Genomic DNA, 19,326 nt, shown 5'->3' on the forward strand with positions numbered 1-19,326 from the left:
GTTTCGCTCGGACACAGGTCCAAACGGGGAAACGGTCCCCGGTTATTTCCCACCCCGGAGAAGAACTCCTGTGACCTGAGACACATTCACGTCCCGCCGGGATTCACCCCGGTGCAGGTCCGGATTCCCACGATCGGTCTCCTCCAGCGCGCGGCCCCGCATCCCGCCGACACAGGGTGAGCGCAAGGGTGCAGCCGGAGACCTGCGGCTGCCGTGGAGCGAAGGGTCCATGCATGCAGCCGCAGCCGCCCCGCCGCACATCCCTTCCCACAGGAGCCCTCCGAGGCGGCTTCGCGCGCGATGTGCGCGGCGGGCGCTGCACGGGCGGAGCGGGCCGCGACAAGAGCGAAGGGGCCGAGGGGTGTGAAGGGGGCGAAGTGTGCCGGCGCGCACGCCGTCGCATACGCCGGCGCCGGGTGGCCGCCCTCGCCGTGGTGACCGCACTGACCCTTGCGGTCGGCACCTCGGCCGGGACCGGACACCTGACGGCGCCCACCACCGCCGGCCCCATCGGCTCGGCCCGCTCCGTCCTCGTCCCCTGCGCCGTCCACGGCAGTGTCGACGTGCAGATGACCGAGGGCATGCCCACCCCGCACGGCTACGCCCGCTCCACGGGCGCGCTGCGCGCCCTGACCCTGATGATCGACTTTTCCGACGCGCCCGGTCGAGGCAGCGCGATGAACCGCTTCCACGAGTTCTTCCCGCGGACCCAGGAGTGGTTCCGCACCGCGTCGTACGGCCGCCTGGACTACCGGCCGGAGGCACCGATCGCCACCTGGCTGCGGATGCCGAGACCCTTCAAGGGGTACGGCATACAGCGCGGCGCACCCTTCGAACCCGGTTACCGGCAGCTGGTGCAGGACATCGTGACCACCGCCGACCCGATGGTGAACTTCCGCGACTACGACATCCTCAACGTCCTGGTCACCCCGAACGCCGGCCCCTCCGCGCTGGACACGGTCCTGTCCGTCACCTTCGCGGGCAACGGCGAGGCCCCGGTCGCCGACGGCGTCCCCATCGCCAACGCGTCCTTCGTCTACTCCCGGCAGGACGACGGCTCCGGCTCCTACTCCCGCACCGGCTACCGGGTGCTGCCGCACGAGAACAGCCACACCTTCGGCCTTCCCGACCTGTACACGCAGGAGGGCGGGGGCGCGGTGGGGCACTGGGACATCATGAGCGAGGACTGGGGGGCCGGCAACGACCTGCTCGGCTGGCACAAGTGGAAGCTGGGCTGGCTGGACGGCTCCCAAGTGGGCTGCGTGGCCGCCCGGGGCACCGTCGAGTACCAGCTGACACCGCTGTACCGGCCGGGCGGCGGCAAACTGATCCTCATCCCGCTCAACGCCCGGAGCACGTACGCCCTCGAGGTGCGGGAGCAGGGCGGCAACGACGAACTGGTCTGCCGGCCGGGCCTGCTGATCTACAAGGTGGACGGCGGCATCGACACCGGCCGCGGCCCGATCACCGTCTACGACAGCCACCCCCACAGCGGCGGCTGCACCCACAGCCCCAACGTCCAGGCCGAACTCTCCGACGCCCCCTTCGCCCCGGGCGAGACCTTCAGGGACCCCCGCCACGGGATCACCGTCCAGGTGGTCAGCCGGGACGAGGAGGGGGCCTACCGGGTGCGGGTTTCCCGGGAGTAGGCGGCGGGGAAGGCGCCCGCGGGTGCGCTACCGCCCGGAACCGCAGACCCCGCCGGACGCTTTCCGGCAAGGGCGACACCGGGCGGGGTTTACCGTAGGCGTGCCTGATTGCCGTACCGGAGAGCCCATGCCCGCGAAGAGCGCAGTGGAGACCGACGCCCCTGTCGAGGCGGGGGAAACGGTCGGGCCGTTGCTGCGCGGGGTCGGGGTGCTGCGGCGGCTGACCGAGGCGGGCGGCACGCTGAGCCCGAGCGCGCTGGAACGGGCCACCGGACTGGCCCGCTCCACGGTCGACCGGATCACCGCGACCCTGGCCCGCATGGACTACGTCCGCCTCGACGGCCGGGACGTCGTCCTCGCCCCTCGCGCGATGGAACTGGGAAACGCCTACCTGGCCGCCCTCCGCCTGCCCGAACTGCTCGGCGCGCACGCCGACGCCCTCGCCGACGAGCTCGACGAATCGGTGTCGCTCGCGGTCGGCGACCTCGACGGCATCCGCTTCATCCACCAGGCCACCCGCCGCCGCGCGATGTCCGTGAGCTTCCGCATCGGCGACCTGCTCCCGGCCGAACGCACCGCGCCGGGCGCACTGTTCGCGACCGAGTGGACCGAACCGGACTGGACCCGCTGGCACACCCGCCGCGCGACGGATCCCACGGACGCGGCCTTTCCCGCCGTCCCGCCCCGCCGGCCGACGGCCGAGGGACCGGCGGTCGACTCACCCGCCTTCGCGCGGCGGGTGGAACGGGCGCACCGGGACGGCTGGGCGGTGGACGACCAGCTGATCGAACCCGGCCTGGTCGCCGTGTCCGTGCCGGTACGGGATCCGCGCACCGGCCGCCTGGCCTGCGTCGCGAGTGTGGTCAGCCACACCAGTCGGCACTCCGCGGCCGACCTGCGCACGAGCCTGCTGCCCCGCCTTCGTACGGCGGTCACGGCGATGGAGACCGAGCTGCGCACCGCGCCACCACCGCGGCCAGGCCCGCCGCCGTCGGGCCTGGCGGCCTGGACGACGGCGTCCAAGCACCAGCTGGGCCGGGACTTCGTGGAATCCCTGGCCCGGGGACTGACCGTGCCGACCGCGTTCGGCGAGGGCCGCCCGGCGCTGTCCCTGAGCGAGGTGGCACAGGCGACCGGCCTGGCCCGGGCGACGGCTCGCCGCGCCCTGCTCACCCTCGAGCACCTCGGCCTGGTACGGGGTCGCCCCGACCGCACCTTCGCCCTGACCCCGCGTGTCCTGGACCTCGGCTTCCCGCCGCTGTCCCGCACCACCCTGCCGCGCCTCGCCGAGCCCCACCTCCGCGCGCTGGCGACCCGGCTGCACGAGCCGACGGCACTGGCGGTCCTCACCCCCGACGGCGCGGAGATCCAGTACACGGCCGGGGCGGGCACGAGCCGCGTCCTGACCGTGCACATCACGGTGGGCGCGCGCCTGCCCGCCGCGCAGACCTCCCTCGGCCGAGTCCTCCTGGCCGACACCGGCGCTCCCCTTCCCCCGGCCCTCGCCGAGATCCGCACCCAGGGGTACGCCCTGGTCGACGAGGAACTGGAGTCGGGCCTGCGCTCCATCGCCGTACCGGTACGGGACCGGACCGGCCGCGCGGTCGCCGCGCTGAACGTCGCCACCCACGCGGCCCGCCGCACACTCGACGACTGCGTCCACGACGTCCTCCCCGCCCTGCGCGCGACCGCCGCCCACATCGAGTCCGACCTCCACACGGCCGCCCGCTTCACCCCCGTCCCCACCTCCTGACCCGTCCCCGCACCCTGCCGTACCGAGACGCCCACCCACTACACACATGCCACCAAGGGACGAGTCATCTACGAGTTGCGGAAAGTCGGCCGCATCGGCCCGAAGGGAACCGAAGACATCTCGTGAGGTACGTGACAGCCGTTTGGGAACGACGGCGGGTTGTACGTCGACCTGCTCCTCGACGAGATCCTCCCGGGCGAAGACGGGGGTTGCGTGCACGAGATCGCGCTCACCGACGCGTCGATCACCGTCCGCTGCAAGGACCTGCAAGCCGTTTGGGGGGACGTGGGCTGAGGAGTCGACCGGGATCACCGACCCACAAGGCATCGGCCCATCGTCGACTGGGCGGACGGGAAGCACGTCAACATCTTCATCCCGCGCAAGAGATCTACATCCGGTGATCACCGTGCAGTTCACCGTACGGCCCGGCCAGGGCGACGCCAGCGGGTTCGATCCGGGCGACATGACCGTCACCGGGGACCTCGGCACGGCGGACTCGGCCGGGCACGCCCCCGATCAAGGGATGATGACCTGCCCTTCGGTGGTCCAGTTGCTGGACAGCCTGGGCGACTTTCTCCTCCCGCAGCGGCGCTGGCACGATCGCCGAGCTGACGGCCATGGGCAAGCCGTCCGTCCTGATCCCGCTCGCGACGTCGGCGGGCAACGAGCAGGAGCACAACGCCCTGCACCTTCAGGAGGCCGGAGCAGCCGTCGCCCTCTTGGGGGACACGGTCACGCCTGAAGGGCTGCGGGCCGCAGTCGCCCCGCTCATCTCCTCACCTGATGAGCGCCAGCGCACGGCACAGCAGGCCCGATCCCTGGGACGCCCGGATGCCGCCGACCGCTTGGCGGAGGTGTCGCTGAACGTGACCACCACTTGAATCCGGGGGTTGCACCTCACACGGGCCGCGTCGCAGCGACTACGGGGACCCGAGGCGCATGCCACCGGAGATCGCGTAGTGGTCGGCGACGGTCGATACCTTGGCCTTAAGTCACGCCTAACAGGGGAGCGTTACTGCGGAATTACCCTGGCATGGGTCTTCCTTGAACTTGCAGCCCTAGGGTCGGAAGCCGCAGCTGCGAACGGGGCGGGGGTATCAATGGGCGACGGCAAGGTCCCCGGCAAGGTGTTGGACATCAAGACCGCCGACATCAAGGCAGCGGCGCCGGCCTTCCAACAGGGCGCCATCGATCTGAGCAAAGCCCTGACCACTCTCATCAAAACCCTGGACGGCCTCGGCGAGCCCTGGGGCCACGACAAGCAGGGCAACCAGTTCGGCGGCGTCTACAAGCCGCACCAGAAGAAGATCGAGAGCGCGGCAGGCATCCTGGTGCTCGGCCTGACGAGCATTCACGAGGCCCTGGTCGACATGGCCGACGGGCACGTGGATCACGACGAGTTGGTCGCGGGCATGTTCACGGAAGTGAAGACCGGCAAGCAGGGCGGCGGTTCCGGTGAGCATTGAGGACAAGGCCCGCCACATCCTTCTCGACATGGGCCTGTGGTGGCCGGAGGCAGACTCCGGCAAGCTGCGGGACGCGGCGAAGGCGTGGCGTGCGTTCGCCGAGTCCGTGGACGACGTGCGCGCTCCCGTGCACCGCAGCGCGTCCGGGATCATCCACAACAACACGGGTGAGTCAGTCGAGGCGTTCCGCAAGTTCTGGGGCCGTTACGCCCAGGGCAAGGACGGCGGCTGGCTGAGCGATCTGGCGAAGTCCTCGCGGGAGATGGCCGGCGCGCTGGAGAAGTTCGCCGACGCCATCGACGACGCGATCAACAAGCTGTGGACGCGGATAGCCATCGACGCGGCCGTGATCGCGGGTGGCGTGGCGCTGGCCATCATGACCGCGGGCATCGCCTCGGGTGCGGCGGCAGCTGCGGCGGACGCGGTCATCGAGTTCGGCGCCACGATCGGCGTCGGGGTCTCCGCCGTGGTGGCCGACATCATCGGAGGTGCCTTCGTCGCCGCCGCGTTCGGCGGGGTGGAGTCGATCACCGTCGACCTCGCCATCGCCCAGCCGCTGCAGATGGCGACCGGCCTGCAGCACGGCTTCAGCCTGGACGAGGTCAACCAGGCCGCCAAGGACGGCATGATCTTCGGCGGAGCCCTGGGAGCGGGCGGCGGCCTGCTGAAGGCGAGCATGGAAGGCGGGCTCACCGACACCACCCCGCTGCTGCTGCGCCCGCCGTCGCTCCGACCCGATCTGGTCGATCTGGGCCCGGCGGCACGCAACGCCGACGACACCCCCTGCGTGGGCGAACCCATCGACGTGGCGACCGGCGCCATGCTGATGACCCAGACGGACCTCACCCTGCCGGCCGCGCTCCCCTTCGAGTTCACCCGCACCCACCTCTCCTCGTACCGGGGCGGCGTCCGTTTCGGCCCGACCTGGATATCCACCCTGGATGAGTGTCTCCAGATCGACGGAGAGGGCGTCGTCTTCGCCGCGGCCGACGGCATGCGCCTGGTCTACCCGATCCCCGAACCAGGCGTCCCCACGATGCCGGTGAAGGGTGCCCGCTGGCCGCTGGAGTGGGACGGCAAGCCGGACGGCGCGATGACGGTCACCGACCCGGCGACGGGCGTGACCCGCACCTTCGCCGCGCCCGTCCCCTCCCCATCCTTCGGCGTCTTCCACCTGGCCCTGGACTCCTGGACCGACCGAAACGGCAACCACGTCGACGTCGAACGCGACGACGAAGGCGTCCCCTTCGGCATCCGCCACTCCGCTGGCTACTACGTCGCCGTCGACACCCAGGGCCCGCGCATCACGGCCCTGCGCCTGCTGGACGAGCCGCCCTCCCGCTACCGCCCCGGCGCCGCGCCGGACGAGGGCACGGTCGTGATGCGCTACGGATACGACGCTGCCGGCAACCTCGCCGAGGTCATCAACTCCAGCGGCGAGCCCCTGCGGTTCACCTACGACGCCGAGGGCCGCGTCACCCGCTGGACCGACCGCAACGGCACCTGGTTCGTTTATGTCTACGACGAGCGCGGCCGGGTCGTCCGCACAGAGGGCGTCGACGGCATCCTCTCCGGCAGCCTGACCTACGACGACACCGCCCGCACGACGACCTACACGGACTCGCAGGGTCATGTCTCGGTCCACCGGTACAACGCCGGGGGCCGGGTGGTGGAAGAGACGGATCCGCTCGGGCATGTCACCCGCACAGAATGGGACGAGCACGGGGCCCGGCCACTCGCGGTGACGGACCCGCTGGGCCACACCACGCGGTACACGTACGACGACGCCGGCAACCTCACCGGCCTCGCTCTCCCCGACGGCACTGCGGCCCGGGCGGAGTACAACGCACTCGGCCTCCCGACCGAGGTGGTCGAGTCAGGAGGGGCGGTCTGGCGGCACACGTACGACGAGCGGGGCAACCTGCTGACGACGGTTGACCCGACCGGCGCCGAAACCCGGTACGTGTACGACGATGCGGGCCGTCCGACGGCGATCACGAACGCGCTCGGCCACACCCGCACGGTGGCGTACGACGACGCCGGCCTGCCCATCGTCCTGACGGATGAACTGGGCCACACGACAACGGTCCGCCGCGATCCCTTCGGTCGGGTCGTCGAGGCGACCGACCCTCTCGGCCACACCACCCGCCTGGGGTGGACCACGGAGGGCAAGCCGGCCTGGCGCGAAATGACCGACGGGACGCGTGAGTCCTGGACTTGGGACGCCGAGGGCAACCTGCTCTGCCATACGGACGTCGCTGGGAACACAACCCACCATTCGGTGGGCCACTTCGGCGTGCCGGCCACCCGTACCGATCCCGACGGCACGCGGTACGCGTTCGGCTACGACACCGAACTCCGTCTGACCTCCGTCGCGAACCCGCAGGGCATGACCTGGACGTACACCTATGACGACGCGGGCTGGACGACAGAGGAAACGGACTTCAACGGTCGTACCCTCACCTATACCCGCGATGCTGCTGGCAGCCTGGCCACGCGCACCAACGGCGCCGGACAGACGCTGCGCTTCGTGCGGGACCCGCTCGGCCGGGTAGTGGAACAGCACGCCGACACCGGTGACGTCACCACCTTCGCCTACGGCTCCGACGGCAACCTGTGCCGTGCGGCAAACGCGGATGCCGAGGTCACACTGGAGCGTGACCCGCTCGGCCGAGTGCTGTCGGAGACCGTGAACGGCCAGACGACCACCTATGTCCACGATGCCGTCGGCCGCCGGACCCGACGTACGACACCTTCAGGGCTGGTCTCCGAATGGACCTACGACCTGGCGGGGCACCCGCTCACCCTGCGATCGTCCGATGGCGCGCTGTACTTCTCCCACGACGCTGTCGGCCGTGAGACGCAGCGCAACCTCGGTACGGAGGTGACGCTCACCCAGACGTGGACCGCGGCGGGTCTACTGACCGGGCAGACCCTGACCGCCACCTCCCCTGACCGCCTCCTCCAGCATCGGACGTACTCGCACCGAGCCGACGGCTACCTCACCGAAATCCGGGAGCTGACGTCGGGCACCCGTCGTTTCGACCTGGATGGCATGGGCCGCGTCACCCGGACGCGCGCCCACGGCTGGAGCGAGACGTACGCGTACGCCCCGGCAGGCCACCTGACGCACGCCGCGTCGCCTGCCCATGAGACACCCGGTGAGCTGCGGTTCGAGGGCACGCTCGTCCGCTCGGCCGGTCGCACCTCCTATGAGCATGACGGCGAAGGCCGCCTAGTGCGCAGGACCCGCAAGCTTCTGAACGGCCAGACCCGTACCTGGACCTACACGTGGAACGCCGAGGACCGTCTCACGGAGGTGATCGCCCCAGACGGAACTCAGTGGCAGTACGCGTACGACCCGCTCGGGCGACGCATCTCCAAACACCGGGTCGCCGACGACGGCTCCGTGGCCGACCGTACGGACTTCGTCTGGGATGACCTGTGCCTGGCCGAGCAGACCACAGCAGACGGCTGGGTGACAACCTGGGACTACGCGCCGGACAGCCCTCGCCCAGTCGCCCAGACGCGCCACAAACCGACCGCGGCAGCCGCCAATACGTCGTTCCTGGCGCAGTTGGCAGCGGAATCACATCCCGAGCGAGGCGCTCAGTTCCACGCCGTCGTCACCGACTCCCTCGGTACGCCCACAGAGCTGGTCTCCGTCACAGGCGATCTGGTCTGGCAGCGTCGTACCAGCGTGTGGGGTACCCCCCTTCCGGCCCTGGACGAAGCGACGTCGCCAGTCGACTGCCCGCTGCGTTTCCCGGGACAGTACGCCGACCCCGAGACCGGTCTGCACTACAACCTGCACCGGTACTACGATCCCGAGACAGCGCGGTACATCAGCGCGGATCCGCTGGGTCTCGTCCCCTCACCGGATCACCACGCCTATGTACCGAACCCGCTGAGCTGGAGCGACCATCTCGGCCTCGCCGGGAAGGGACCGAAGGGCCCGCCGAATCCCCTGGACTTCGGACAGGGGTATACGGGCCGGGCTGACATCTTCCCAGTGAGCAACAAGGGCATGGACGTGGAAATCCACGTCTACGACAAGTCCATGCGCGAAGTAGGGTTGTTCAACAGCCAGGGATGGTTCAATAAGCACGGCATCAAAGCCTCGGAAGTCGAGGTCCCACCTGGCGTGGAGAATGCCATCAAGGGACGAGTCATCTACGAGTTGCGGAAAGTCGGCCGCATCGGCCCGAAGGGTACCGAAGACATCTCGGGAGACAAGTGGAGGCGACCGCCTCTCGCCGCGGAAGGTTGCAAATGAAGTACGTGACGGCCGTTTGGGACGATGGCGGGTTCTACGTCGATCCGAGGGCCTACCTGGCCGAACTCCCGAAGTTTCGCGATCAGCTGCCGGCCGGGGCAAGGGAATTCGCGTCGGATCCGGCGCATTATGCTCTCGGGCACGGCAATGGCCGCTGCGTCAAGGATCTGGAATTGTCCGGTATCCAGGTGGCCACCGACAAAAGCGGAGGGCTGACCCTGGAATTTGCCCCGAATCAGTGGAAGCACGACGCCGGGCTGCGCATCAGCTACTCAGGAGTGACGCACTTCTCCATCGACTATGAGCACTCCATTGACTGGATGCTGGTCGACACCGTGCTCCTCGACGAGATCCTCCCGGGCGAAGACGGGGGTTGCGTGCACGAGATCGCGCTCACCGACGCGTCGATCACCGTCCGCTGCAAGGACCTGCAAGCCGTTTGGGGGGACGTGGGCTGAGGAGTCGACCGGGATCACCGACCCACAAGGCATCGGCCCATCGTCGACTCGGCAGACGGGAACCACGTCAACATCTTCATCCCGCGCAAGAGATCTACATCCGGTGATCACCGTGCAGTTCACCGTACGGCCCGGCCAGGGCGACGCCAGCGGGTTCGATCCGGGCGACATGACCGTCACCGGGGACCTCGGCACGGCGGACTCGGCCGGGCACACCCCCGATCTAGGGATGATGATCTATCCTTCGGTGGTCCATCGGACCCAGGGGTTGATCAAGTTCCTTCGGTTCCCGGGTTGTTGGTGATGCCCAGGAGTGGAAGTGCTCGTTCGGGTTGGTCGCGGATTGCGCGGGTGGTCTTGGCGATGTTGTCGGCTCCCAGGGTTCTGAGCAGGCCGATGGCAAGGTTGCGGAGGGTGGCCACGGCTCGGGGTGCGGTGCTGGTGTGGACGGTGGAGGTGTCCTCGGCGAAGGTCACGTCTCTCACGTAGTGCAGGGCTTCCACGGTCCAATGGCCGCGGATCGCGGCGGCGAGTTCGGCGGGGCCGGTCTGGTGGGCGTCGAGGCTGGTGACGGCGTAGAGGTCTCACGGGTTTCGCGTCGGCCGGTCTGCCTGCGGCGGCGGTGGACGCGGACGGCCAGACGGGCGTGGGGGAAGGCGATCCCGCCGAGTTTGTCCGCGGGGCCGCAGGTCTTGACGGAGCGGGACTCGCGGCGGCCGTGTCCGGTGGAGGTCGTGGCGTGCTGGACCGGGATGTCCCGCCAGGGCAGGGCGGCGAGCTGGCGGTGTGTGTTCGGCTGGTTGGCTTTGATCACCGCGATGTAGTGGGCGTTCTTGGTCTCGACCAGCCAGGTGACGTTCGCCTGGACCGAGTGCAGCGCGTCAAAGGTGACAAGAGCTCCTTGAAGGTCCAGCGGCTCGAGCAGGGGCCGGAAGTGCGTGGTCTCGTTCGTCTTCGCTCCCACCTCCGCCTGGGCGAGGGTCACGGCCCGGTGGTGGGTGACCGCGGAGAGCAGGTGCCGGCGGGTGGCGGTCAGGTGGGCAGATCCCTTCAGTGCCTTACCGTCGACGGCGATCACGCGACGCTGTCCGGACCCGGCCCCGGCGGCGTCGTGCCGGCCGGTGAGATAGGCGCCGACCGCCCGGTGTTTACGAAACTCAGGAAGATAGATCGCTGGATCCAAGGACGAAGCGCATGAGGTTCAACAGGACCGAGCACCTCCGGATCATTCCGCCAGGCACCGAAGCCGGAGAACGCCTCATCGGGTTCCGCCAGGACAGCGAATCCGGATTCTCCACCCTGGATGAGACACACCGCCTCCGACGGATCCCCGCGTACGGAGCCGACGGCGCTCTGCTCATCTACATCCGGTACGCCTGGGCCAAGAACTCCGTGGCCCTCGGCATCACCCGCCGGACACAGTAGCCACGAGGCCGGTCCGTGCACGTCACCGTACGACACGCTCCGCCGGCCCATCCAGGGCGGCTCGACACACAGGGGGGCCACGCAACAGCAGGGCATGACATCTCAGTGCGCTGCCGCAACCGCTAGACTGTGCGCGGTGCACCACTCCGGTGGGGCGCCCTGTGGATGTCTGGGGCCCTCAGGGGTCGGGATTCGTCCGATGCGGGCGGATTTCCAACACCTTTGCCCACACATCCCTGCCTTCGTAGCTCAGGGGATAGAGCACCGCTCTCCTAAAGCGGGTGTCGCAGGTTCGAATCCTGCCGGGGGCACCAGGCAAAAGGCCCCGGACCGATCTTGGTCCGGGGCCTTTGACACCCAGTTTTGACATCAACGAGGGCGGTCACTGACGACCGGAACGCCTCCGCAACAGCCGGTCCATGTGGCTCATGGCCTCCCGCTGCGTGTCCTGGACGACGTGCGTGTACACGTCCATGGTGATGCTGATCTGAGAGTGGCCAAGGATCTCCATCACGACGCGGGGCGCGACTCCGGCCGCCGTGAGGAGCGTGGCCGTGCCGTGGCGAGCGTCGTGCAGGCGGATGACGCGGAGGCCGGCGGACTGGGCGACGCGGGTGAAGGACCGGTACAGGTTGCGCGGCTCGACCGGGCGGCCGGTGCGGGTTGTGAAGACGTAGTCCGAGTCCTGCCACCGCTCCGCCTTCGCGCGAGCAGCTGCTTGCCGCATGCGGTGCCAGCGCAAGGGTGCGATGCAGAGCGCGGGGAGCGGGACGGCACGACGACGACGGCCCTTGGGGTCGTCGTCGTAGAGGACGCCACGGCGGCGCTGGGTCTGCTGCCGGACGTAGAGGACGCGGTTGTCGAGGTCGAGGTCTGCCCAGCGGAGACCGACGATCTCTCCTCGACGGAGGCCCATGGCGAGGACGAAGGCCGCATAGAGCGGGTCCTTGCGGGAGGCCGCGAGGAAGTCGAGCGTCTCGTCGAGGGTCAAGGGCTTGAGCTCGCGGTTGTCGGTGCGGGGTGGCTCGACGAGCTTGGCGACGTTGCGGGTGATCAGTTCCTCACGGCAGGCGGAGGAGAGGGCCGAGCGAAGAACTCGGTGTGGCTCCTTGCCGGCCACTGGTGCGAGTGCTGGACCCAGGACCTCACCCAGGACAAGCCGCCGGCACTTCGAGCATCCTTCGACGCCTACACCGCACCCCAGGCAGACCGATGGGGCGCCATCGCACTCCGCACGATCTCACCGGCACTCGACGCCGACGCATCCGAGGAGGCTTGGGGTTGGCTCTACAACGGCCGCATCGAGACCAGGAGGGCTCTCCTACGCTCCGAGCCGTGCACTGTGTCAGTCACCCAGACCAGCACCCGCATCACCTGGACGATCCGCCCCGTGCTCTTCGTATCGCTCGCCCACCGACAGGGCACCGAACTACCAGCCTGCGCATACGTCTTCACACCCCACGCGACCGACTGAGTTGCAACTTTCTCTACTGGTTCAAGGCCCGCGCACGACGCGGGCGCGCGCCGCCTCTGCGGCGCGGCCTGCCTCCTGTCTCCGCCCCGGCTGGCCGCGCCCGGCGGCGCGCTGCGTGCTGCGTGCTGCGTGCGGACGTGGGAAAACCCGCTGTGGCTGGGGCGGTCGGCTCCACGACTTTAGCCAGCCACTTTGGCGCGAGCCTCGAAGATCATGGCCCCAACGTCGTGCTTTACCGGGCAGGTCCACAGACTGCCCGACGCGCCGGAAGCTTACGGGGCCATGATCACTCGCGCCAAAGCAGCTCCCGGCCAAAGTCGCTACGCCAACCGCGTGGAAAAGGTGCAGGTCACGGCAGAGGAACGGCCCTTGGCAACGAGCGTGATCACCTGTCACGATCCAGCCGTGGTCAACCTTTCGAAGATCGCGAGGCAGGCAGACGCCCTCCTCGACCTGATGGGCGTGGCGGTCGGTTCGCTGCTACTGGTGATCGGCATCGAGACCTACCGCGATGGTGGATCCGTGGGCTGGCCCATCGCCGGATCAGTGCTGTTCTTGGTCAACGAATCCGGGTGTGCTCGGCGACGCGCCGGCCGAGGTGTCGGGCGGTGTTCAGGTCTGCGTCGTGGACGTCGGGTATGTCGTTGAAGCTCTGTGCGCCGGCGCCGAGGTAGAAGCCAAGGCGGTTGTCGTCCTGGGGGCTGGATGTGGTGGTGTTCCAGCCCGGCAGAAGGTTCAGGCTCACCCAGAGCATCCCGTGCTGGGCCGCCAGGAGCGCCAGGTACTGCAGGGTGTGCAGCTTGTCGCCGCTCATGGAGCCGGAGTTGGTGAATCCCGCCGCGAGCTTGTCGCTCCAGGCGCGGGTCATCCACCGCTTGCTGGTGGCCTCGGCGAAGGCGTGGAACGCCCCCGACGCGGTGCCCATGTAGGTGGGGGTACCGAAGATGATGGCGTCCGCGGCGTCCATCAGTTCCCAGTCGGCGTCGCTGAGGGAGGCGACGTCCACGCGGTGGACGTGTGTCCCGGCGATGGAGCGCGCGCCGTCGGCGACGGCAGTGGCGATCTGCGCGGTGTGGCCGTAGCCGGAATGCGACGCGATAACGATCGAGATATCGGACACGGGTGTTCCTATCCTGCCGCGATGGCGGCGTGTTCGGTGGTGTGCCGGCAGACGATGAGCCGCCCGGTGCGGCGGTCGGCCGCACTGCTCCACGAGTGGGGACCGACGTCCCGGGCCTGGGTGCGGGGCATGCCCAGGTGTCGCGGGCCGGTGCCGACCACCATCAGTATGGATCGTCGTTCCGCTTTGAACAGTAGCATCGATAAGGCGGCGATACGCAATATGAGATATCGTTGTTCCATGAACGAGGGACGACGCGCCGCGCGGCGCCAGGTACTGCAGGTTGCCGCCAAGCTTTTGGAGGAGGGCGGCAGTGAAGCGGTCTCCACGCGCGCTGTCGCCGCCGCCGCGGGCATCACGGCCCCCGCGCTCTACCGGATGTTCGACGACAAGGACGGACTCCTGGCCGAGCTGGCCGCCTACGGATTCGAGATGTACCTGGCCGAGAAACGGGAGGCACTGGCGCTGACCCCGGACAACCCGGTGGCCGACCTCTACCGCGGCTGGGACCTGCACGTCGACTTCGGACTGCGACACCCCGCGTTTTACGTGCTCATGTATGGCACTGCGCGGCCCGGACGGCGGCCCCCGGCCGCGGACGAGGCGCACGCCCTGCTGGTGAGACTGCTGGGCCGGGCGGCCGAGGCTGGGCGCCTTCGGGTTCCGGTGGAGCAGGCGACCCGCGTCATCCATGCGGCGACGACGGGGGCCACGCTGGCGCTGATCGGCGAAGAGCCATCGCAGCGGGACCTGACCACTTCGGCGCGGCTGCGGGACACCGTCATCGCCTCGGTCACCACGGACTCGCCCGCCTCATCCGGGCCCGACCTGGCCTCGCACGCACTCGCCCTCGATGCCGCACTTGAAACCGCGCTCAGCACCGGGGTACCTCTGCGAGCCACGGAGACAGCTCTGCTGCGCGAATGGCTACAGCAGTTGGCAGGCTGAAGGGGTCGCCTACTCCGCAGGCGGTGGGCGCAGTCGGGTCACGCCGGTCGTGCAGGGGCCTTCCCTCGCAAAGTGGACACGCGTTTGGGTGGTTAAGCGGCCAGTGTGAGCTCATCGGACGCCTGCCGGTGCGGGTGTTCATAGTCGACGGGGCTGAGGTGTCCGTTGGCGGAGTGCCTGCGGCGGGTGTTGTAGCGGGTGAGCCACCGGAAGACGGTACGTCGGCAGAGTTCCGCTCCCGGGTAGTGGTGGGCGCCGTGCAGGGTCTCCCGCTTGAGGGCGGCGTGGAAGCTCTCGCAGGCGGCGTTGTCGGCGGAGGTGCCGACCGCGCCCATGGACCGGGGCACGCCCAACTCGCCGGTGGTCCTCCAGGGCGTCAAGGCCGAGGAAGCGCTGGAGGCACTGGTCAGCGGTACGGAGTGGGTCGCCGGTCACGCGGTGGGAATCCCTGCCCACGAGACGGTGATCCGCATTCCGGCCCGTATGGTGCCGATTCTGAGGGAGGCGTGCGATGTCGCAGAGCGGCGTGCCGAGCTTCGCTGAGCTGCTGGCCGGTACGCGCCGCAGCGCGGTGCATCTTGAGATGCGCGACGCGTACGGCGTCGGCGACGAGGCTGAGGAGTTCGAGCAGTTCAAGCGCACCGGCCACGTCGATCTCGATCCGACTGCGCGGTGGTGGCCCGGTTGGCTGGGCATGGTGCGGGAGGCCGTCGGCCGTGGCATGGTGATGCGCCGAGCCAGGATCGTTTCCGAGCCCGTGACGGACTACATCCGCTGGGAACACGCCGCCACCCCGCTGAACGTCGAGGCGGGTGAACTGGTGCGCTGGCTGCCCCGCCGGCGGGCCGTGGACATCGCGCTGCCGGGAGCCGACTTCTGGCTGTTCGACGACCGCCTGGTGCAGTTCAACCTCTTTTCCGGGGATGGCGATTGGGCGGATCCGCCCAAGGAATTCAGCGAGGACCCCGCGGTGGTCAAGCTGTGCTCGAATGCGTTCGAGGCCGTGTGGGAGCGTGCCGTCGACACAGCGAAACCCTGCCCTGCGAGCCCGAGACGGCTCGCCGTGCCCGGCGACTCGTCTCGGCCGCGCTGAACACCTGGGGTACAGGCGAGATGGCCGATGCGGGCACGCTCATCGTCTCCGAGCTGGTGGGCAACCCAGTCCGCCACACCCCGTGCCGCCTGATCCGGGTGTCCGTCCGGCGCGTCACGAACGATCTCGTACGGATCGGCGTCACCGACAAGTCCCACGCCCTGCCGACGATGGCTCCGGTCGCCGACGGCGATGAGACCGGGCGCGGCCTCCTATTGATCGACGCGCTGTCCCACCGCTGGGGCTACGACCGGATGCGCTGGGGCAACCGTCTGGGCGGAGCTGGCGGTCCCGGCATGCTGACCCTGCGGCTGCTGCCCGAGGACGAGCTGGCAGGCATCGCCGATCCGGAGCGGTGCGTGGAGCTGGCCGTACCCCGCCGCGCGCTGGGCACGATCACCGTCCGCACCCTGCGCCTGACACCCGCCGACCTCGTACGGCTGCGCACGGAAACCGATCTGGCGCTGGCAGGTATCCGCACCGAAGTCATGCGCGCCGAAGCAGCGTGGCGCGAACCACTCGCGCAGTGGCACGCCGAGGGGCGAGCCGCCGTCAAGGCCACCGAGCCGGACACGGCGCTGCTCCCGCTCGTCCTGGAGGGCCTGCGCGCCTCCCCGTAGCACCCACAGACCCCGCCCGGTGAACCGAAGGACATCAGAGAGGCGTGTCCGAAGTGTGCAGAACCGGTCCCGTGCAGCCGCGAGGCGACGTCGGGTGAGCACAGCACGGGGTGCGCACGTACATATCCGTGATCCAGGAGCCGGAAAACCGGAGAGACGACGGTGGTGCGACGACACGTGAACGACGGCAGGCACACACCCGGCTCGATCCTCGCGTTGATGGCCGTGCTTGTCGGCGTTCTCCTCGCAGGTGCGGCGCCCGCCTCGGCGCACGCCGTGCTGACCGGCAGCGACCCGCGCGACGGCACCGTGGTGAAAACCGCGCCGAAACAGGTCACAGCGACGTTCGACGAGTCGGTCGCTCTCGTCGAGAACTCCATGCGAGTGCTCGATCCCGACGGCCGTCCGGTCACGGCGGGCGATCCCCACCATGCGGGTGGCAGGAGCAACACTGCCCAAGTGTCGCTGACGAGTCGTCTGGGACAAGGCACGTACACCGTGTCCTGGCGGGTGGTGTCGGCGGACACTCACGCCGTGTCGGGCGCCTTCACCTTCTCCGTCGGCGAACCGTCGGCGACCCGGGCCTCCACCGCTGCCGCGCCTGCCGTGGATCCTGCTGTCGAGGCGTTGTACGGCGTCGGCCGTTACGTCGCCTACTGCGGTCTGGCGCTGCTGATCGGCATCGGTGTGTTCGTCCTGGCCTGCTGGCCCTCGGCCACGGCCGTGCGGGTGATGCGCCGGCCGTTCGTGATCGGATGGTGGGCGCTGCTGGTGTCCACGGTCGCGCTGGTGCTGTTGCGCGGGCCCTACGACGGTGACGACGGGCTCGCCGGGGTCTTCGACGTGGGGTCGCTGCGGCGGACGGCGGACAGTCGCCCGGGGATCGCCCTGTTGGCCCGCCTGGTTCTCCTCCTGGCGGTGGCCGCGCTGGTGCGCCACCGGCTGCCGGAGTCGAAGCCCACTCGGCGTGTCGTCGCAGCAGGCGGTGTGCTCTCCCTCGGCCTCGCGGCGACCTGGGCGGCAGCGGAGCACGCATCCGTCGGGATCCAGGTACCCGTGGCCGTGGCCTCGTCCGTACTGCATCTGCTGGCCATGGCGGTGTGGCTGGGCGGCCTGACGGCACTGCTGGTCGTGCTGTACCGGGCACCGGCCGAGGACCCCCTGCCCGCTGTCGCCGTAGCCCGCTTCTCCGGTATCGCCCTGAGTGCGGTGGCCGTGCTGGCCGCAACAGGCGTCTACCAGTCCTGGCGTGGGCTCGGCTCCTGGGAGGCGTTCACCACTCCCTACGGCAGGATCCTCGGCTTCAAGGTCTGGGCCGTGATGCTGATGCTGCTGGCGGCGTCGCACTCCCGGCGCTGGACGGCCCGGCTGCTGCACGTGAAAGAGAAGGAACGGGTGCTGGTCACGGCGGGCAGCGGCGGGATTCCTCTCTCCTCCCCGGCCGACGAGAGCGATACGGCGGGGCTCGGTCCGCAGGCGCCCCGGCGCGGGCTGCGCCGCTCCGTGCTGGCCGAGGTGGCGGTCGGCGTGGTCGTCCTCTTGCTCACTACCGTACTGACGGGCACCCAGACGGGCCGGGCCGCCGACGAGACCGCCGCCACGGCGAGCAAGGTGCCCGGACGGCCCGACGTGAACCTGACCCTGATTCCGTACGACACCGGCAAGAACACCCTCGTCGGACGCGGCAGGGTCCAGGTCGAGCTCGAACCGGGACGGGCCGGCCGGAACGTGGTCGAGGCGATCGTCTACGGCGCCGACGGCAGCCCTGTCACCATCCCCGAACTGCGGCTCACCTTCACCGACGCCGACCGGGGGATCGGCCCGCTGGATGCACAGCTCGCCGACGAACGTGGCTTTTGGGGCAGCGACACTCTCAACCTCCCGGTCGCCGGGACCTGGACGATGAGGGCCACCGTCCGTGTCTCCGACATCGACCAGGTAACCGTGGAGAAGACCGTGACGATCGGGCGATGACCGCCATGCGCCGCGAGTGAACGCGGTCACCTGTCCATCCGTACGTAACCGGAGTTCATCGCAGGCCCGTTGACGTCAGGGAGTGGTCGAATGCCCCGGGGGAGCCGCTGCGGCGGGACGATCCCAGGGCGCCGTGCGACAGGCACCGACCGATGTGCCGTCGATGCCGTGCGGTCGGCGCGAGCCGCGGTGTTCGCCGCCGTCTGCGTGACGACGACCGCGCTGGGGCACGCCCTGATGTCCGGTGATGCTCTGCCGCGGTGGGCGGTGGCCTGTGCGTTCGTGGGGACGGCTTCGGGCGCCTGGTGGCTGACCGGCCGGGAGCGCGGTGCCGTGGCTGTCGTGGGTGCCACGGTTGTGGCGCAGACGCTGCTGCACCTGCTGTTCGTTGTCGCCCACCGGCTGGTCCATGCGTCCGACGCCGCGGTCGCCATGCGGGGGATGGACGGCAGCCTCGTCATGCGGCACCACGTGGCGTTCTCCCATGGCGGCATGATGATGCAGCACACTTCCGGATCGTCGGGGACGCCGTCCGTCTCGCCGCTTCTGTCCGCCCTGACGTACCAGGGCTCTGCCGGGATGGTTCTGGCGCATCTGCTGGCCGCCGTCGTGTGCGGGCTGTGGCTGTGGCGGGGCGAGGCGGCGGTCCATCGGATCGGCCGTGCGCTGGCGGCGGTGATGTTCGCACCGCTGCACCGTGTCTGCCGCGCACTCTTCCGCACGGTGCCCGAGACCGGGACACCGCCGTGCGGTCCGACCGCCGATCCCGGGAAGGAACTGCGGCCGCCTCCCTCCTCGCTGAGGCATGCCGTTGTCCGCAGAGGCCCGCCACGGATGCCGTTCGGGGCTCAGCCGCCCGTCTCCCGATCCGACGCTCGCCGTACGGCCCTGATTGCGGCCTGACCCCGGCGGTCGCCGTGGCCGGGGGACGGGTGGGCGGCCGGCGTGCCCGCGAGGGCGCCGACCTGCTCTCTTCATCTTCCCTCCGGCCGGGCTGTGCACTGCCCGCCGACCGCTCGACGGTCGGCAGGGCCGGCGACGGCTCAGGCTCTCTTCGATCGGGAGTTCCC

General features: G+C 69.6%; 18 protein-coding genes, 1 tRNA gene and 3 pseudogenes. 16 read left to right on the forward strand and 6 right to left on the reverse strand.

The genetic code is table 11. The annotated features are described in order from the left end of the window. Nucleotides 1-416: 416 nt before the first annotated feature. From AC5WRT_RS00980 to AC5WRT_RS01010, 7 genes and pseudogenes are all read left to right on the forward strand, one after another. Entirely contained in the window at nt 417-1,649 is a 1,233-nt protein-coding gene (locus AC5WRT_RS00980) for a M6 family metalloprotease domain-containing protein (protein WP_496091668.1), read from the forward strand. A gap of 127 nt (nt 1,650-1,776) precedes the next feature. Further along, entirely contained in the window at nt 1,777-3,402 is a 1,626-nt protein-coding gene (locus AC5WRT_RS00985) for an IclR family transcriptional regulator domain-containing protein (RefSeq protein WP_496099837.1), read from the forward strand. 159 nt (nt 3,403-3,561) lie between these two features. After that, nucleotides 3,562-3,696 carry a hypothetical protein gene (locus tag AC5WRT_RS00990; protein WP_496091670.1) on the forward strand — a complete coding sequence of 45 codons (135 nt, stop codon included), beginning with the start codon at nt 3,562-3,564 and terminating at the stop codon, nt 3,694-3,696. A 284-nt stretch (nt 3,697-3,980) separates the two neighbouring features. Further along, nucleotides 3,981-4,283, forward strand: a pseudogene (locus AC5WRT_RS00995) (glycosyltransferase); the annotation flags it as partial. A gap of 219 nt (nt 4,284-4,502) precedes the next feature. Then, nucleotides 4,503-4,868: a hypothetical protein gene (locus AC5WRT_RS01000; RefSeq protein WP_496091671.1), complete on the forward strand. Its 366-nt coding sequence runs from the start codon at nt 4,503-4,505 to the stop codon at nt 4,866-4,868. Next, complete coding sequence (locus AC5WRT_RS01005; protein ID WP_496099838.1) at nt 4,858-9,144, forward strand: DUF6531 domain-containing protein; 4,287 nt, start codon at nt 4,858-4,860, stop codon at nt 9,142-9,144. The genes AC5WRT_RS01000 and AC5WRT_RS01005 overlap by 11 nt, the downstream gene beginning before the upstream one ends. Further along, entirely contained in the window at nt 9,141-9,602 is a 462-nt protein-coding gene (locus tag AC5WRT_RS01010; RefSeq protein ID WP_496091673.1) for a hypothetical protein, read from the forward strand. The genes AC5WRT_RS01005 and AC5WRT_RS01010 overlap by 4 nt, the downstream gene beginning before the upstream one ends. Before the next feature lie 272 nt (nt 9,603-9,874). Here the strand turns inward: AC5WRT_RS01010 and AC5WRT_RS01015 are convergent, their stop codons facing one another. Together AC5WRT_RS01015 and AC5WRT_RS01020 are read right to left on the reverse strand one after the other, a co-directional pair. Then, on the reverse strand, nt 9,875-10,087 hold the full coding sequence (locus AC5WRT_RS01015; protein ID WP_496099839.1) for a hypothetical protein: 213 nt from the start codon (nt 10,085-10,087) through the stop codon (nt 9,875-9,877). Then, nucleotides 10,084-10,785, reverse strand: coding sequence for an ISAs1 family transposase (locus AC5WRT_RS01020; RefSeq protein WP_496099840.1), 702 nt, complete (start codon nt 10,783-10,785; stop codon nt 10,084-10,086). Before AC5WRT_RS01020 ends, AC5WRT_RS01015 begins: the two co-directional genes overlap by 4 nt. 11 nt (nt 10,786-10,796) lie before the next feature. Here AC5WRT_RS01020 and AC5WRT_RS01025 point away from each other — a divergent pair, with 11 nt between their 5' ends. Both AC5WRT_RS01025 and AC5WRT_RS01030 read left to right on the forward strand, forming a co-directional pair. Next, nucleotides 10,797-11,027: a hypothetical protein gene (locus tag AC5WRT_RS01025; RefSeq protein ID WP_496099841.1), complete on the forward strand. Its 231-nt coding sequence runs from the start codon at nt 10,797-10,799 to the stop codon at nt 11,025-11,027. A gap of 238 nt (nt 11,028-11,265) precedes the next feature. Then, a tRNA-Arg gene (locus AC5WRT_RS01030) sits at nt 11,266-11,341 on the forward strand. 68 nt (nt 11,342-11,409) lie between these two features. On the opposite strand, the pseudogene AC5WRT_RS01035 reads toward AC5WRT_RS01030, so the two are convergent. Then, a pseudogene (locus tag AC5WRT_RS01035) lies at nt 11,410-12,138 on the reverse strand (tyrosine-type recombinase/integrase); the annotation flags it as partial. Here AC5WRT_RS01035 and AC5WRT_RS01040 point away from each other — a divergent pair. Continuing rightward, a complete protein-coding gene (locus AC5WRT_RS01040; RefSeq protein WP_496091711.1) occupies nt 12,127-12,501 on the forward strand; it encodes a hypothetical protein in 375 nt (124 codons plus the stop codon). The pseudogene AC5WRT_RS01035 and the gene AC5WRT_RS01040 overlap by 12 nt on opposite strands. Before the next feature lie 559 nt (nt 12,502-13,060). Here AC5WRT_RS01040 and AC5WRT_RS01045 read toward each other — a convergent pair. Together AC5WRT_RS01045 and AC5WRT_RS01050 are read right to left on the reverse strand one after the other, a co-directional pair. After that, nucleotides 13,061-13,621 (reverse strand): flavodoxin family protein, encoded by a 561-nt coding sequence (locus AC5WRT_RS01045; RefSeq protein WP_496099842.1) that lies wholly within the window; start codon nt 13,619-13,621, stop codon nt 13,061-13,063. 8 nt (nt 13,622-13,629) lie between these two features. After that, nucleotides 13,630-13,785: a hypothetical protein gene (locus AC5WRT_RS01050; RefSeq protein ID WP_496091716.1), complete on the reverse strand. Its 156-nt coding sequence runs from the start codon at nt 13,783-13,785 to the stop codon at nt 13,630-13,632. Nucleotides 13,786-13,861: 76 nt separating this feature from the next. Between AC5WRT_RS01050 and AC5WRT_RS01055 the strand changes: the two genes are divergently transcribed. Further along, entirely contained in the window at nt 13,862-14,569 is a 708-nt protein-coding gene (locus AC5WRT_RS01055) for a TetR/AcrR family transcriptional regulator (RefSeq protein WP_496091717.1), read from the forward strand. Nucleotides 14,570-14,661: 92 nt separating this feature from the next. Here AC5WRT_RS01055 and AC5WRT_RS01060 read toward each other — a convergent pair. Further along, a pseudogene (locus tag AC5WRT_RS01060) lies at nt 14,662-14,925 on the reverse strand (integrase core domain-containing protein); the annotation flags it as partial. On the opposite strand from AC5WRT_RS01060, the gene AC5WRT_RS01065 reads away from it, so the two are divergent. The 5 genes from AC5WRT_RS01065 to AC5WRT_RS01085 all read left to right on the forward strand — a co-directional run bounded on the left by AC5WRT_RS01065 (nt 14,903) and on the right by AC5WRT_RS01085 (nt 19,159). Continuing rightward, nucleotides 14,903-15,112: a hypothetical protein gene (locus AC5WRT_RS01065; protein WP_496091718.1), complete on the forward strand. Its 210-nt coding sequence runs from the start codon at nt 14,903-14,905 to the stop codon at nt 15,110-15,112. The pseudogene AC5WRT_RS01060 and the gene AC5WRT_RS01065 sit on opposite strands and share 23 nt — an antisense overlap. Next, nucleotides 15,081-15,662: a DUF6879 family protein gene (locus tag AC5WRT_RS01070; RefSeq protein ID WP_496091719.1), complete on the forward strand. Its 582-nt coding sequence runs from the start codon at nt 15,081-15,083 to the stop codon at nt 15,660-15,662. The genes AC5WRT_RS01065 and AC5WRT_RS01070 overlap by 32 nt, the downstream gene beginning before the upstream one ends. Continuing rightward, on the forward strand, nt 15,575-16,282 hold the full coding sequence (locus AC5WRT_RS01075) for an ATP-binding protein (protein WP_496091720.1): 708 nt from the start codon (nt 15,575-15,577) through the stop codon (nt 16,280-16,282). Before AC5WRT_RS01070 ends, AC5WRT_RS01075 begins: the two co-directional genes overlap by 88 nt. A 219-nt stretch (nt 16,283-16,501) precedes the next feature. Further along, the gene (locus AC5WRT_RS01080; RefSeq protein WP_496091721.1) at nt 16,502-18,256 is read left to right on the forward strand and encodes a copper resistance CopC/CopD family protein; all 1,755 of its coding nucleotides are present in this window, start codon (nt 16,502-16,504) and stop codon (nt 18,254-18,256) included. A gap of 168 nt (nt 18,257-18,424) precedes the next feature. Further along, nucleotides 18,425-19,159, forward strand: coding sequence for a hypothetical protein (locus AC5WRT_RS01085; protein ID WP_496099843.1), 735 nt, complete (start codon nt 18,425-18,427; stop codon nt 19,157-19,159). The last annotated feature ends 167 nt before the right edge of the window (nt 19,160-19,326 follow it).

The sequence above is a fragment of the Streptomyces sp. NTD91 genome (genome assembly GCF_059510455.1).